Below are 16,248 nucleotides of genomic sequence, written 5' to 3' on the forward strand. Positions count from 1 at the left end.
CGAATTTGAAGTTACCCATGAAAAATCAGGTTTTCACTCCCCTGGCCATTGCCCTGACAGCCATCGTCCTGGCTGTCATCTGGTTCTGCTTTGCTCCCGGCTTCATGTCATATGATTCCATGGTGCAATACAAGACGGCACTGAATCAGTACTATACGGATAGCAATCCCGCCATCATGTCCTACGTGTGGCATCTGTGCCTGTACCTGGTTTCCGGCCCGCAAAGCCTGCTGTTGCTGCATCTCGCCTTGCTGGCAGCGGGCATCCTGATCTGGTACGGCAATATGGCACAGCGTGGCTGGGCCCTGCTGATTCCCACCATGTGCCTACTGCCATGGGTCGTCAATTTTGCCGGTGTACTGTGGAAAGACGTGGGCATGGCTTTCGCCCTGCTCGTGGCGACGGGACTGCTGTATACAAGGACCAAGAACTGGCGAGTCGCCGCCCTGGCCATCCCTTTCATCTTCTACGCCTCCGCAGTCAGGCACAATGCCATCCTGGCCATCGTGCCCCTCATCTACTGTGCGCTGCGCCACTTCTGGCCGACACGATCCATCGTACAAATGGCGATCCTGAGCGTGCTGCTGTCGGCCACCCTGCCCCTAGCCACGTCAGTTCTCAGCTACAACGTCCTGCACGCGGAAAGAAAACACTTTGAAACATTAACGATGGGGGATGAGGTGGCCAGGATCGCCTTCATGACGGGCGAAAACTTGATGCCTTGGGTAAAGCCTGAAGACAATGCCGCCTGCTCACCCATGCCTATCCAATATGAGCGGGCGATGTGCTTTGTACGCAAAGGTTACGACCCCAGCGGCAGCCTGTTTGCCGGCATGCCGCATACGGAGGCCCACGCCTTATGGAAAAAGACCATCCTCGGGCATCCGCTGCCGTACTTGCAGATCAAGGGCGGAGCATTCCTGTATTTCCTGCGCTCGCCCACGCTGGAACCCTACTATGCCTGGCACCCAGGCATCATGGACAATGAATTGGGAATCAAACTGGACAATCCGAAACTGGCGCACCTGATGCAAGCCTATGTCGAAGGCAGCCAGGTCACGCCGCTCGGAGAACTCTTCAAGCCGTATTCCTGGCTGCTGCTGGCCATCGCCATGATGGTGCTTGGCTGGCGCATGCGGCCGTCGCTGGAGAAGACCCAGATACTGGCATTGAACGCCTCGGCGCTCGGCTACTTCCTGGGCTACCTGGCGAGCGTGCCGTCAGCCGATTTCCGCTATATCTACTGGTGCATCATTGCCACCAGCCTGTCCATCATCATCTGGCTGGCAGCACGCGCCAGCCAGGCCAAACACTAGCGGCCAAGCGCCACCGCATCGATCGTCAGCATCGAGCAAGCATCGGGAGAATCGAGGTCTATGCGCAAGCCGGCGATCATGGCCGTTGGCTGCCATGCCGGCAGCGTCGCCAGATCAATGGAGTTGCTGCCAGGCGTAGCCATGAAACGTACGCTGAGCGCTTCGCCCGGATGGCCGTCCGCAGCGTGCCAGAACAGTTGTACCGGCACCGCCACGGACTTGTCGTCGCAGACCAGGTTAAACGTCACTCTGGACGCCTCGGCGGCACGCACTGCCGGTGCGAGCTTGAACGTCAGGAAAGCATCGCCACCGGTGACCCGGTAAGCCCGGGAAGCAGGCACCGCTGCCAGGTCATTTGCCGAGGACTCCGTGCCGCGCGCCATGGCCACGAAGTTGGCCGGCTTGGCCGTCACATGCAGGGGCGGCGCCTGCTCGAAGCGGGGAGCTCTCGCATCGCGCTCGACAACGGTGAAAAACACATAATCGGGCTGATACTTCTGCACCAGCTTCACCACCATGGCGGCATCGGTCACCCCATAATGAATCTGCAAGGTTTCGCTGAACGTCGCTGCCATATAGGGCGACATGGCCGTACCGAAAGAATCGCGCAGCCACAGCACTTTCTTTCGATTCAGCGCATTGGGTGATTTGACAAGCACCGGCGTGCGCGGCGCGCCCACTTCCGGATTCCCGCCCGATTCCAGCAGACGGCCCGTATCAAAGTCATATTTCGCCGTTTCCACCGGACGCCCGATATCAATCTCGACTGGAATCTCGCTGTCATGCAAGGTCTCGCTCAACTTGAGGAAGTTGGCCAGGTCGCCGCCGTTGCGCTGGCTGGCCGTACCGGGCCGCACCTGTTGTCCGGAAAGCGTCTGCAGTCCCGGTGCCGTGCGTGCCAGCGCGTCGCCGAGCGCTCGCATGGCAACCCATCCACCAAGCCGGTTCCAATGGGTGTCGGTCTTGTAGTAAAGGGCTTGCGAAAATTCTGTCCGGGCTTTCAGCATGGCAGGCCGCACATCGACATACTGGCCTGGCTTCATGCCAGCGACGAGGGTATCGGTAGCCGATGGCTTGAGCGCTTGCGCCCAGCCAGGTGCCATGTCGCCATACACGCTATCCTTGTTCGGCCCCAGGACTATGTGGAAAGCCTGCACGCCTTGCGATGCCAGCCATTGCTCCCAGCCCGCGGTGGCCAGCGCAATTTTCCTCGCCGCTTCGACATCGGCAGGTGTGCTGCCGCGCCGGGTCACCGTCAGCGTCTGTTCATATTGGTCCCCCAGATACAACCAGCCATCACGGCCTATCGTCACCTGGCTGGGGCTGGTGGAAATACCAAAGCCATACAGTGCCCGGCTCCAGTAAGGCAAGGCAAAATCAAGGTTGTACAGCACGGCGCGGTGCCACCAGGCTTCGCCCGGCTTTTTTTGCACCTTGCCCAAGCTTAGGTTAATCAGGGGTACCAGCGACAAGGCCAGCAATGCCAGGCCGATAAAGGCAAGAATCCTTTTTTTCATGATGATACCGCTTAGAAATTGAAGTAAAGGAAGACGGACGTCGTTGTCACCAGCACGGAGTACATTGCAAAGCAAAACAGGAACAGGGCACCAGCCATTTTTGCCCGGCTCAAACCGCTCTGCATCAAGTCAAAGGAATTCTTTTGTCGGACAATCACAAAGGCCACCACGACTGCGCAGAAGCACAGGAAGTTCGCCGCCAATCCGGTAGGCAACCAGCGCAGCAGATAGTCGGTCAGCCAGCCGCCCCAGGCCAGCTGGCTGCTGGGGACCGCGGCCAGAGGCAACTGCTGAATCGATGCAAAATCAACCATGCCGCCCAGAATGCGACGTGCATCGTCCATATCCTTGGCGCGGAAGAAGACCCAGGTGACATTAATAAACAGGAAAGTCACCAGCCAGGCCAGCGGTTTCGGCATGCTCCAGCCCCGCCCGCTCCAGAAGCGGTGCAGCACCAGCGCGCCGCCGTGCAGCGCGCCCCAGATAATGAACATCCAGCTGGCGCCATGCCACAGGCCACCCAGGACGAAAGTGGCCATCAAATTGAAATAGACACGTCCAGGCGAACAGCGATTGCCGCCGAGCGGGATGTACAGGTAGTCGCGCAAGTAACGGCTCAGCGTCATGTGCCAACGGCGCCAGAAATCCTGGATATCGAGCGCCTTATATGGTGAGTTGAAATTGATCGGCAACCAGATGTTGAACAGCAGCGATGCACCGATCGCCATGTCGCAATAGCCGCTGAAATCAAAATACAGCTGGAAGGTATACGACAGGCTGGTCAGCCAGGCGCTGAAAAAATCCAGTTGTGTTTTGCCGTCGAAACCCGCGTTGGCCCAGATGGCAAAGGTGTCGGCGATCACGGCTTTCTTGAACAGGCCGATGCTGAAAATGAACAGTCCCAGCAGGATATTACGATGACGGATAGACAGATTACGGTGCGACTTGAACTGCGACATCATCTCGTGGTGATGAAGAATCGGACCGGCGATCAGGTGCGGAAAGAAGGTGACGAACAGCGCGTAATTGAGGAAATCATATTCCTTGGCCTCGCCGCGATAGCTGTCGACCAGGTAGGCAATTTGCGTAAACGTAAAAAAACTGATCCCCAATGGCAGCAAGATCTGCGGCACCACGTAGGCGGCGCCGAACACGCCATTAATATTGTCGACCAAAAAATTGGTGTACTTGAAGTAGCCGAGCAAGGCGAGATTCAAGCCTATGCTCAGCGTCAGGACGCTGCGCCGCGACAAAGGGAAATGCCGCGAACGGAAATCCGAAGCCAGGTGGTTACCGATCGAGAAATTGAACAGAATCGAGCCTAGCAACAAATGGATGTAGGCGGGATTCCAGTAGGCGTAAAAGAACAGACTGACCGCTACCAGCCATGCTTTACCCAGCACGACAAGCCGTATCCGGTTAAGGAAAAAATAGCCAAAGAACGAGACAGGCAGGAATAACAGAATGAACTGAGCGGAACTAAAAATCATCGGTGCAACCTTTTCTTTCGGCGTTTTCCACGCACTTGTCGCTCATTCGCGTCATCGTGATCAGAGTAAAATACATGACAATATATCTACTTGAAGCAAAAGCTTGCAAGTATTGTCGAGCAGCGGGATTGCGTCAAATTCTATCCAGCACCGGGAACGTCACATGCTCGAGCAGCTGCTCCACGGGCAGGACATCGCGCAGTGGGAGCCACATCTGGAGCCGGACGGGGGCCAGCTCGAGCGTCCTGCCATGCAGCTGCAACTCATGCAAAATCGCATCCTGTGCAAGCACGTTCAGGCGCCAGCAAGAGGGTAGATGGCGCACCATCGCCGAGGCGGCCGCAGCAGGCAAGCCGTCGTATGCCGTGACAATGGCGCCATGGGTATCCTCCAGCACCACCATCGAGCACACGGGATCGCGATAGCAATATACGGCGCGCGCAAACGGCGGCAAGGGCAAGCTGGTGTCGGGCACAAGGTTGCCATCGGGCTCGAATGGCTGCTGATCGTTGCCCTCGCCCCCCCTGACCCAGCCATACATCCAGCGGTCCGCCACCTGGAAGCCATGCTTTTCATACACCGAATACTGGCTGGTCCACAGCGTCAGGTAATCTAACTGCTGTTCTCTCGCATGGGCAACAATGGCTTCCAGCATGCTGTTGGCGATACCCTTGCCGCGTTCCCGTTGTGCCACGCAGACCAGGCCGATCATCGCGATACGGAGCGTGCACTCACCCAGCGGATACTGTTTTTCCCGCAACACCAGTCCGCCGACAGTCACCGTGCCGATGCGCGCTTCGGCAAAAATCACGCCGTTCGGTGCCGCCGACAGCCAGGGAAAATGACGCTGCAGCGTCACACCACGGTTTTTACTTTGGAAAAAAACCTCCCAAAACAACGCTTTCAAGGCCTCGGATGCCACCGTGGAGAGTGTGATTGTCACGCCCTCTGCATGAACCATTTTCGACGATTCCATCAGTTAATCCGCTCCAACATGAACAGTGAGAAGAGGCAGCAGACGGCATTCGCGGTGGCACGCCCAGCAGATGCCATCAACCGATGCATGCGTCGGCCAACACAGCTGCCAGGCACCTAGCGACTGCCGCGTCCCACTCAAGGACGAACGCCATCCATATTCAGCGCCCACCATTTACGCAGCAAGACGATCGCCGAGGACAGGAAGAAGCCGAATAGCAGACTGAGCAACAATACTGCGGACATGCGGATATTGCGTTTCTCAGGCAAGGTAGGGCCGGCGATGAAGCGGCTCTTTTCCAGATACAAATTGATGGAGCGCTGGTTATCAATCGTGATCATGTTATACACTTCCTTGACCACTTCATCGTTCAGGTTTTTGGTCTTGAAGACGCCTTCCTTCACCGCTTCAAGGCCGCGCAGCAGCGCTTCGCCCGATTGGTTGGTATCAAGCAGGCTCTTGGCCTGGTCGTAGTACTCGCGCAACAGAATACTCTGCGCCTGCTCGCGCTTGAGGCGGATGATGGTTTCGCTGGTGCTCAAGGCTTCCACTTCACCGGACATCAGATGGGTAATGGGCGACAAATAACGGGCGCTGTCTTCCGTGACTGAAATCACCGAGGTTGCCGACTTGTTCGCCGCTTCAGGGTAACTGCCCACGATTTTCTTGAGCACCACGCCTTTGCGCTGATACATCTCCAGCCGTTCATTCATGCTGATGATGTCGTTATCAAGCTTGGTGATCTTGGCCGATAATTCAATGTGCTTGAAACGCAGCACATCGGAGTAATTGGAGTAGATGATGCTGTCGATGGCATAGCGTCCCAACAAGCCCACCATGCGCTGGGCGCTCTCGGCACTGCCTGCGGCATAGGAAATACGCAAACCAATTACATTATTGCCGCCATCCTTGGGTTGCTCCATCAGCTCCTTGGCGTCCATCTTGGTGAAGGGGAAAATCGGCTCCACCATCTTGCTGAATCCGTCACCGCTGGCCATGGCCTTGCGCAGTCCCCCGATACCGTCGACTCCCTGCAGCTTGTTCGCCTGCACAAAAGCGTCAAAGCGCTCGCTGGTACTGAAGGCGGCGGCATAGCGTTTGTAATCCGCCAATACGATACCCGGATTACCTTCCTTGTCCTTGTCCTTTTTCGGATCCTTGTCCTTGTCCTTGTCCAGCGTCTCCAGCGGCAAGGGAATCGGACCGCCAAACTGCAAGAAGCCTTCGCTACGATACTGCCCCAGATACAAGGCACCGGACACGGCGATGGCCATGACCGCTATCGTGGCGGCGCCAATCCACTTGCGCGCGTCACGCAAGGCTTTAACATAATTGACAACGTTTTCGCCATTGTGCTTGTCAAGCTGATTCAAATTTTCCATGTTTCTTCTTTAGAAAGTAAATATATCCATCCACCGGTACCGCAAGACACGAAGTGCGCGGGCTGGGCCTGATTATTCAAGGCGGCGGCGATACGGCATCGCCACGGGCGCACCAGATCAAATCTTCAATGCCGCACTGAGGTGCATATTCGGTTACCGCCTGCAGCAGCAAGGCGCGTACGGCTTCATGATCAAACCGTGCGCATGCTTGCGTCAAGTCATCGAGCAGCAGCTCCAGCTGCGGCCAGGGCAATTCGGCTTCCTGGGCACGCATGATCAAGGGATGATCGGTACCTTCAACGTTATCGCCGATCAGCAGTTCCTCATACAATTTTTCGCCGGGACGCAAGCCCACATGATGGATCTCAATGGTGCCATTCGGCGTCTGTTCGCTGCGCACTTCCAGACCGCTCAGATGCACCATGCGCTTGGCCAGATCGACGATCTTCACCGGATCGCCCATGTCCAGCACGAAGACGTCGCCTCCTTCGCCCATGGCGCCCGCTTGCAGAACCAGTTGTGCGGCTTCCGGAATGGTCATGAAGTAACGCGTGATTTCAGGATGGGTAATGGTAATGGGGCCGCCTGCCATGATCTGTTTGCGGAACAGGGGGACGACAGAACCGGATGAGCCCAGGACATTACCAAAGCGCACCATGCAGAAACGCGTCTTGTCCTGTTCGCGGGAAAATGCCTGCAAGATCAATTCCGCCAGGCGCTTGGTCGAGCCCATGACATTGGTTGGGCGCACGGCCTTGTCGGTGGAAATCAGCACAAAGCGCTTCACCCCGGCGGCGATGGCCGCCCGTGCCATGCTCAGCGTCCCCAGGGCATTGTTGCGTATCCCCTCGATCGGGTTGTGCTCCACCAACGGCACATGCTTGTATGCGGCGGCGTGATATACCGTTTCCACCTTGAACGTGCGCAGGATCTTTTCACATTTCTCGGTTTCCAGGACGGAGCCCAGGAATGGCAACAGTTCGAGTTCGATATGCTGCGCCTTGCGCAAGCCCTGCAACTCCTGTTCGATGGTATACAGGGCAAATTCCGACATCTCGAGCAAGATCAGGCGCGCAGGCCGCTGACGCAGAATCTGGCGGCACAATTCGGAACCGATGGAGCCGCCGGCGCCCGTGACCATGACGGTCTTTCCCGTGATACACATAGCCATCAAGTCATGGTCAGGCTCGACTGCGTCACGGCCCAGCAAATCCTCAATCTCGATCTCGCGCAGGTCCTGCAAGCGAACCAGACCGCTGATCAGGCTCTTGATCGGCGGGGTCACCAGCGTCTTGATCTTCAGGGGTTCCAGCTTGTCGAGGATACGGCGCTGCTGTGCACGCGACAAGGATGGCAGGGCCACCAGGATCTTGGTGATGCCCTTGTCAGCCACAAGTTCCGGCAAGTCTTCGGGGGCATACACGCGAATGCCGGCGATGATTGCGCCGTGCAACTCTTTTTTCTCATCGATCAGCGCCACCGGGCGGTACTCGGTGCCATAGCTCAGCGTCTGTGCCAACTGGCTGCCGGAAGCGCCGGCGCCATAAATGGCGACAGGAATGCCACCGGTCACGCCCGATACCCGTGCGAAATAGCCGCGCGCCATGAAACGGCTGGCCGTCACGTACATGATCGCACTGACCCAGTAAATGCCAAAGACACCGCGCGACAGGCCGATCATGTGCGTCGAGAAAGCCGCAAAGGCCAGCAAGACCGCCACCGACAGCGTCACGCCCAGCACCACCACGTAGACTATCTTGTAGTCGATAAAGCGGATCACCGCACGATACAGTCCCAGCTTGATAAAGATCGGAATCGAGATCAGTGGCGCCAGGAGAATCAGCCAGAAGTACGGGCGGAATACGGCGAGGCTGACACCGTCAAAGCGCAGCAGTATCGCCACGCAAAATGTCAGTGGCAAAAAGAAAATGTCCGCAGATGCGGCGATCAGCTGCTTTTGCAAGCGCGGGAAATTCGATAAAGGAGTCATCAATTCTTACCAATCTCAATATGCAGGCGCAACCTGGGCATCAATGCGTGATGCCATCGCGACGCACCACTTTCAGGAAGGTCAGGAAGATAATTTTCAAGTCGAGGAAAAACGACTGGCGCTGCAGATATTCGGCGTCCAGGCGAACCTTGTCCGGTATCGGCAATTCATCGCGGCCGTTGATTTGCGCCCAGCCGGTCAAGCCCGGCAATACCTGGTCTACGCCATATTCGGTACGCAAGGCAATCAGGTCATCCTGGTTGAACAGGGCGGGACGCGGGCCGACAAAACTCATGTCACCGGCAAGGATGCTCCACAGCTGCGGCAACTCATCCAGGCTGGATTTACGCAGGAACGGGCCGACTGGCGTCAGGAAACGCTTGGGATCGGACAGCAAATGGGTCGCGACCGCCGGGGTATCCACACGCATGGTGCGAAATTTCGGCATCCGGAAAATACGGTTATGGCGCCCCACGCGGTCCGACCAATACACGATGGGCCCGGGCGAGGTCAGTTTGACCAGCACGGCGACCACCAGCAGCGGTATGGACAGCACGACAACAGCCAGCAAGGCAACACTTACATCAAACAAACGTTTCATTTAATTTCCCCGCGCCGCACGACGCAAACCTTCATCCACACTCAACGGCGGCACCCAGCCAAGCAGCTGTCGCGCCTTTGAAATATCCACCTGCAAGGACCCGCACAAGCGTTGCGCGAAGCCCCGTTTTCCGATCATCGCGCATGCCGCGCCCAGCATCCATGCCGGTACCGGCAGCAGCCGCGCGGGCTTGCCCAGCGCCTGGCCCATACGGCGCAGCAGCTGGCTCGTCGACAAGTCTTCGCCATCGGCCGCCAGCCAGACCTGATTGGCCGCCGCCGGGTGTTCAGCGCATACGGCAACCAGGTCAGCCAAATTGCCCAGCGCGACCAGGCTGCGCCGATTCTGGATCGCTCCCAGCGGCAGCGGCACGCCGCGCCGCAGCCAGCGCATCATGCTGAGAAAATTGGCCCCGACGCCAGGCCCATACACCAGCGGCGGCCGTATCACCACCACCTGCATGCCGGTTTCCTTGGCCAGCGCAAACAATCCCTGCTCGGCTTCCAGCTTGGAAATACCATACGGATCCGACGGTGCCGGAACATCGCTTTCAGAGAAGGCCTGTCCAGGCAGCGTCGCTTCGCCATTCACCTTGATGGAACTGATAAACACAAAACGCCGTACTCCCGCGCGGGCGGCGCAACGCGCCAGGTGCAGGGTGCCATCGACATTTACACGGCGAAATTCCTGCAGCGGATCGGCCGCCGTCTCATTCATCACATGCACGCGCGCCGCGGCATGCACGACGACACTCACCGAGTCGAAAGCATGATCCCAGCATGTCTGGCTGGACAGGTCATCGATGACAAACGTTTCCACCGTATCAGGAAACACGGCACCGGCATCGCGCGTGCAGGCACGAATGCGCCCATCGCCCATGCGGGCCAGCCGTTCAATCAATGCGGCGCCGACAAATCCGGTCGCTCCAGTCAATAACACCACAATACATTCCTAATCAAAAACCTCGGGACAGGATACCGGGCCGGCATCCTGTGCGCCGCATGGGCGGCTTATCCTGCCATTAGCGCGCCTGGCGCGGCGTGTCAAACAAGGCGGCATACTTCGCCGAAATTGTGCTCCACGTATAATTTTCTTCCGCGATCCGCTTCATGGTACGCCCAATCGCCTGCAGCTCATCTGGCTGCACGGTATTGAGGATGGCCAGCAAGCCGGCTTCATCGTCGAAGTATCGGGCCTGATTTTGCGTTGTTTCCCGGTTATAGCTCACGCCAAATGCCAGAATGGGCAAGCCCAGGTACATCGCTTCCACCAGCGAAGGATTCGTTCCACCGGCGCTGTGGCCATGCACATACATGCGGCAATTGCTGCGCAACTGGTTCAGGATAGCCTGGTCATAAATCGGATCAAGCAAGTGCACATGCGCCACCTGCGCATATTTTTGCTTCAGTTCCTGCCCGTACGCGCTATTGGCCCAATTACCGACAATCACCAGTGGCATGCGCGTCTGCGAAGCAAAGACATCGATGATCAAGTGCACATTATTTTCCGGCTCGATGCGGCATACCTTGAAGGCATAGTCATGCTGCAAGAAGGGAAAGCGCTGCAGTACCTCGCCGCTGATGGGCTGCTGCGTCACATGGTCGGCACCATACGCAATCAGTTCGCTGGGGCGGCCATATTGCGCGCTGACGTATTGCTGAATCGCCTTGTTGTCCGCAATCGTCACGTCGGCAAAACGTACCGCCGTCGCTTCGGAAAGCTTCAGGAACCATTTGGCGAAACGTCCCCATTTGGCGCGGCGCCACTCCATGCCATCGATATTGACAATGACTTTCTTCTTGCTCAGCAATTTAATAACAGGCAAGAAAATACAGCCTGAGACCCCGAGGATCACAAGCACGTCCGCATAGCGTAATGCAGATAGCATAGAAACGATATCGTATGGAATACTCTGCACGCCATTCGCGTCCAGATTGACATATTTCAGCTTGACGCCCTTGTACGTCGGCGGCTGCTCGGCATATTTTTTGCCACTGCAGTATACGGTGATATCAAACTTGCCGCACAGATTATCCGTCAGGTGCTCGGTCAGCGTTTCCCAGCCACCGTATTTTGCCGGCAAGCCCACCGTTCCAATAATTGCAATCTTCATTGACCAACCTTCATTTTTAACTTGTCATTCAACACAAATGCCCTCTCGCGCATACGCTGCACACTGCCTGCAACCAGACGATACGATAGGCAATACAGGTAATTATTTACGGAAATACCTTAGCTTCAGCACATCTGACAATATTCTCAAGCAACCGAATGCGACGGAAATCAACAGGCAGCCGATGCCATAAAAGCGCCAATGGCGCAGCATCACTTTCTTTGCGCGGAATTCATTCATACGCATCTTGAACAGTGCCGAAGACAGGCCGCCCGTGCTGCCCGGCGCGCGCGACAGCGTCGTCATCGGCTGAGGAACGAAATGCACGGCCTTGGCCCGCGCATTAATATTGAACAGATAGGCATAGTCTTCGCAATAGCGCATCAACGGCACGCCCAGGCCCAGGTTACGCCGCACTGTCAGGCAAGGGGTATACACGGGATTGAGCGCCGCCAGCAGATACTTGAACGGCAAATGGCGCAGGCGCCCCGCATACCAGCGCGCATTGATGGCATTGATATTGGTCGGCGTATCGACGGGATGATAAACAATGTCGCACGTATCCTGCTTCAGGTAGCCGAGCAGGAAATCAATTTTCTCTGGGGTAAACCGGTCATCCGAGTCCAGAAATGCCACGAAGCTGAAGCGCGCACGGCGCACGCCCAGGTTGCGTGCCGATTGGGGGCCACTGTTTTTCGCTAGGCGGTAAACCCGTACCGGCACGCCCGACGAATTACTACCGGGCAATTTTTCGGCCAGCACCAGATTGGGCGAGCAGTCGTCGACGACCACGATCTCAACCTGTTCAATGGAGGTGGTCGTGACGGACTCGATGGCATCAAGCAAAGCTTCATGGCGCGCATACGCGGGAATGACCACGGTAATGCCAAATGTTTTTCCGATAGTCATAATTAGAAGAAGCTCACCGAGTTAATGGAAGACGAACCAAGCAGGAAAGCGATGGTCAGGCCAAATGACGCGAGGACATAGCAGTACACGCGCGGGTACATCTCCAAGGCTCGGCTGCGCTCAAGCTCATAGGCAAAGCACCACACAAAGATCGGATAAATCGAATACACAAACCGGTAGCTGAAGTACGGCAGCGGGAACAGCAGCACGCTGGCGATAAACAGCAGCCACAGGAAGCTCGCATAGGGCTTCAAGTCGATATATTCCCGCTTGTTCAAATGGCGCATGAACCCATACAGACAGAAAAAACTGGCATAGATACTGATCCGCGCCAAAATCTCATCGTTGTCATGCGCCAGATATTTCGTGACCTCGTAGATAAAACCGTTGACCGGCGCATACAGGACGCTGTCCGCCGGCACAATAAACAGGCAGAGCAAGACCACCAGGCCGCCCTGGAGCAGGCGCCGCATGTCACAGCATGACAACAGATAAATTGCCAACAATAGCAATGAACTTTTGTGCAACAGCAGCGACAGAACCAGGAAAACCAGGCCAGACTTGGTTTTCATTCCGCGCGAGACAGCCACGCAAAACAGGATGGCCGATGCGGATTGCCTGAATGCATTTGTAAAAAATTCGGTGCCCACCGGAGAAATAACCAGGAAGAACAACATGAAGAACTTGACCCGGATATTTCCTTTCATAAATAAAATCGGCAACACGATGAAGAGAATCCAGATGCTCGCGAAAGCATACCGGTTGCACAATGCCCCGGGCGCCATCGAGAAAACGAAGTCCATGACATAGAAGGAATAGTCATCAGCTTCGATGCCGCCGCCGCCTCCTCGGCAAGCCGTCAAGAAATAGTTCAGGTATGTCGAGGAATCCGTGCCGAATTCCGGCGAACGGAAGGCAAAGGCGCACAAGGTGATCAGGCAGCACATCGCAATCTGAAATGACAGACGCGACTTATCCTGGGTAAACATCCCGAGTATCAAGACAGGCAGGAAAGCGAGTATATAAACTTGACCGATTGGCATTTTTCTTTTTTCAAACGGGGCGGTGCCGAACTTGCGCTACAGCAACGCAACACCTGCGGCGCTGCGTGCCAGGCACCGAAGAGCCCGGCTACGCACTCGGGCGCCATCTCAGCGCTTGAACTCTTTCATGGCGGATTGCAACTGGCTCAGACTCGGTTGCACATGCGTCAACAAATGCGCATATGCCTCGCCAATATTCGTCAGATTTTGATGGGCATATGCCTGGCGGTTAATGGCCGGTTTGAATTTGATCTGCATAAAACGATAGGCCCGGCGTGAAAACTCGCGGCACAGTTCCCATACGAACGATAAACAGGCCGGGCTATAACGTTCGCGCTTGACGTAGGCACACAGGGAAGCCTTCGTTTCACGCCAATATTTAGGGTGATGCAGGCAGCACTTGGCGTACAGGCGGGGCAGATTGGGGCGATACTCGGCTTTGCCGATCTTATCGATCGCCGCCTTGAATGAGTAAGACCAGACCGTTGGCACGCTGTAGAACTCGGGGATCAAGGGGTCCCACACCAGATTGGTGAAGGCGCCGATGTGCGCATTGTCGCGCAAGCCACCCTTGTGCCCGCCTTCCGCACTTTGTCCCGAGGTGCTGCCACCCGAACTACCCGCGATAATAAAGGGAAAATCGATCTGCACGCTACTGCGCGACTCCTCGGCAATCAACGCCGCGCTATAGATATCCGGGCTGACTCCGCCAAAAAGCGAACCATATTTTTGCTCGATACGTTCGGCGAGCGCACGCGACATCATGCCCAGATAGGCGCGTGGCATGGACATGACGCCCGTCCCCAGATTTTTCAATGCCTGCTGCAGCACCTGCGGCCCGTCGAGCGGGGAAATGGTGGCGGCAAATGGCTGCACCGTCAGCTTGGCCGTAAAGTCAGCCCCGAAATACAGGGACTTGAAGTCCGGCCAGAAATAAGCCGCGCCCAGGGAACAGGCGGCCGCTTCAACCTGCGTATCGCGCGCCCAGCGCGCCAGCTCTTCCGCACCGGGTCCCAGGCAATCATCATCGCCGAGGAAGATCAGATAATCGCCAGTTGCCAGGCGCAGTCCATTCTGAAAATTACTGACCACATCCATCGGACGTTGCGGATGGTGATAAATCAGCCGTCCCGATTCGATCCAATGCCCCAATTCTTCAGCGATTTGCATGGTATCGCTGGTATCCGACACAACGACTTCCGTATCCGGAAAATTTGTCAGGATGGTGGTAATCGCATTGATCGCATAGCGTTGACGATTATGCGTAGGAATGATGGCAGACAGAAGAGGCATTATAAGTATTATGTATAAACAAATGGGTGGTGTATCAACAATGCAATCCGATGCTGCTTTAATACTGCAGCCGTCGGGCAAATCTAGTGTTAGCCAGCCAACGCCGGATATCTGGTGCGCACAACGCACTACATCCAATAGACAGCACTGCCGTCACAGCGATGAGCAACAAGCGCAACCACCGGCCATCGATGGTAGAGAGGCACCAGTAGCCCAACATCAGGCATGGCAAGCTGGCCAGGACCGGCAATGCCAGGCTTTCCCGGAACCACCGTCCAAACTGGCCCGGCAAAAAATTGCGATGCAAGAAATACATATACGGCGGCATCGTGCACAGGTTCATGATCAGCCATGACAAGCCAGCCCCTGCCAAACCGTGGTGCAGCACGAGGTAAATCATCATCGGCGTAACGACAACCACGGACACCATGCCGACCTGCAAATTCAAGCGGATATTGCCGTGTGCCAAGGCCAGGTAATAGGGCACCACTGTCAACGCTTGCAATACTTGCCCGCCGAGTAACAGCGAAGCGGCAAGTGCGGCGGCCTGGGCACTGGCCGCGGAACCGGTCCATAAATAAATCACATCTTGCGAAAACAGCGCCACCACCAGGCAGCCGGGCACCGTCACGATGGCAACAAACTGGCATGTCCGGTGATACAGGGCAATGAGTTGCTCGGTCTCATTGCGTGCGACCAATTCTGTGAAGCGGGGGAAAATTGCCGAAGCAATTGGACTGGCCAATATCAACGGGACCGATGCCAGCGTTCCGGCCAGCGTATAAAAACCCAGCATTTCAAGCGACAACATCTTGCTCACCGTCAACTTATCGATTTGGGTCAGCAAAATCGACAGCAGGGCCATGCCCGCCATCCCTGACGCATAGCGCCAGGTGTTGTGAAACACTTGCTTGCGGAAAAAGCCGACGGCGCGCACACCATCAGTTCTCAGCGCATGCCATAAGCCATGCCGTACCGTAATGCAATAAATCGCATTCGCCACCAGTTGCCAAATAGCAAAGGTGACGATCGTTGGCGAAAACAGCCACAACACCAAGAGGGTGCCAAAGCCCCGGTAGGCGCTCCAGGCGATCTGCAGGAAGTTCGCGCGCACCTGTTGCTGCAAGCCCATCAAACCACCGATGTACAGGCCGGATGGCAACTGGAACGCAATGGCAACGCCCATCAGCCGGATCGCCAGCGTGATGTCGTCGGAACGCAAAGTGCTGGCCTGCAGCCAATGCTCGGTAATCAATGGCGCGCCCAGCCACAGCGCCACGGCGATCACGCAGCAAATCACCAGATAGCTCAACTCGTAGGTGCGCAACAGGTCGCGCCGCTCCTGCGCCGCATTCGCGCTCGCGGAAAGGCGTGCCATCTCGCGATTCAAGGTGGCGGAAAACCCCATGTCGGCAAACGCCATGACACCGAGCAGTGTCGAATAAAACCCTACCAGGCCATACGCTTCCGCTCCCAGCATGTGCAGATACAGCGGCACAAACAGATACACTGAAATGAAGCCCCATGCACGTCCCACGATATTGGCAGTGATATTCCGCTTAATCATGAATATCCGGGGAATGGTGCAGCAAGATAGGAGATGTCATTTTTATTATAA

General features: G+C 56.4%; 13 protein-coding genes. 1 reads left to right on the forward strand and 12 read right to left on the reverse strand.

The annotated features are described in order from the left end of the window. Positions 1 to 17 precede the first annotated feature (17 nt). On the forward strand, positions 18 to 1,316 hold the full coding sequence (locus U0004_RS25045) for a hypothetical protein (RefSeq protein WP_070254289.1): 1,299 nt from the start codon (positions 18 to 20) through the stop codon (positions 1,314 to 1,316). Here the strand turns inward: U0004_RS25045 and U0004_RS25050 are convergent. The 12 genes from U0004_RS25050 to U0004_RS25105 form a co-directional block, all read right to left on the reverse strand. Further along, positions 1,313 to 2,833, reverse strand: coding sequence for an alginate O-acetyltransferase AlgX-related protein (locus U0004_RS25050; protein WP_070254290.1), 1,521 nt, complete (start codon positions 2,831 to 2,833; stop codon positions 1,313 to 1,315). The two genes, U0004_RS25045 and U0004_RS25050, sit on opposite strands and share 4 nt — an antisense overlap. Positions 2,834 to 2,844: 11 nt before the next feature. Next, complete coding sequence (locus tag U0004_RS25055; protein WP_070254291.1) at positions 2,845 to 4,323, reverse strand: MBOAT family O-acyltransferase; 1,479 nt, start codon at positions 4,321 to 4,323, stop codon at positions 2,845 to 2,847. A gap of 133 nt (positions 4,324 to 4,456) precedes the next feature. Further along, entirely contained in the window at positions 4,457 to 5,299 is an 843-nt protein-coding gene (locus U0004_RS25060) for a GNAT family N-acetyltransferase (RefSeq protein ID WP_081345481.1), read from the reverse strand. Between the two features lie 137 nt (positions 5,300 to 5,436). Continuing rightward, positions 5,437 to 6,573 carry a lipopolysaccharide biosynthesis protein gene (locus U0004_RS25065; RefSeq protein ID WP_231958322.1) on the reverse strand — a complete coding sequence of 379 codons (1,137 nt, stop codon included), beginning with the start codon at positions 6,571 to 6,573 and terminating at the stop codon, positions 5,437 to 5,439. A 184-nt stretch (positions 6,574 to 6,757) separates the two neighbouring features. Continuing rightward, on the reverse strand, positions 6,758 to 8,671 hold the full coding sequence (locus tag U0004_RS25070; RefSeq protein WP_070254294.1) for a polysaccharide biosynthesis protein: 1,914 nt from the start codon (positions 8,669 to 8,671) through the stop codon (positions 6,758 to 6,760). Positions 8,672 to 8,711: 40 nt separating this feature from the next. Further along, a complete protein-coding gene (locus U0004_RS25075; protein ID WP_070254295.1) occupies positions 8,712 to 9,272 on the reverse strand; it encodes a sugar transferase in 561 nt (186 codons plus the stop codon). After that, positions 9,273 to 10,217: a UDP-glucose 4-epimerase family protein gene (locus tag U0004_RS25080; protein ID WP_070254296.1), complete on the reverse strand. Its 945-nt coding sequence runs from the start codon at positions 10,215 to 10,217 to the stop codon at positions 9,273 to 9,275. Positions 10,218 to 10,293: 76 nt separating this feature from the next. Next, positions 10,294 to 11,385: a DUF1972 domain-containing protein gene (locus U0004_RS25085; RefSeq protein WP_070254297.1), complete on the reverse strand. Its 1,092-nt coding sequence runs from the start codon at positions 11,383 to 11,385 to the stop codon at positions 10,294 to 10,296. A 102-nt stretch (positions 11,386 to 11,487) separates the two neighbouring features. Beyond that, a complete protein-coding gene (locus U0004_RS25090) occupies positions 11,488 to 12,294 on the reverse strand; it encodes a glycosyltransferase family 2 protein (RefSeq protein ID WP_070254298.1) in 807 nt (268 codons plus the stop codon). Positions 12,295 to 12,296: 2 nt separating this feature from the next. Continuing rightward, positions 12,297 to 13,337, reverse strand: a complete 1,041-nt coding sequence (locus U0004_RS25095; protein ID WP_081345482.1) for an EpsG family protein — start codon at positions 13,335 to 13,337, stop codon at positions 12,297 to 12,299. A gap of 108 nt (positions 13,338 to 13,445) precedes the next feature. Then, the gene (locus U0004_RS25100; protein WP_070254300.1) at positions 13,446 to 14,630 is read right to left on the reverse strand and encodes a glycosyltransferase family 2 protein; all 1,185 of its coding nucleotides are present in this window, start codon (positions 14,628 to 14,630) and stop codon (positions 13,446 to 13,448) included. A 58-nt stretch (positions 14,631 to 14,688) separates the two neighbouring features. Next, positions 14,689 to 16,197: a lipopolysaccharide biosynthesis protein gene (locus U0004_RS25105; RefSeq protein WP_070254301.1), complete on the reverse strand. Its 1,509-nt coding sequence runs from the start codon at positions 16,195 to 16,197 to the stop codon at positions 14,689 to 14,691. Between the last annotated feature and the right edge of the window lie 51 nt (positions 16,198 to 16,248).

This window comes from Janthinobacterium lividum, assembly GCF_034424625.1.
GTDB lineage: Bacteria > Pseudomonadota > Gammaproteobacteria > Burkholderiales > Burkholderiaceae_D > Janthinobacterium > Janthinobacterium lividum.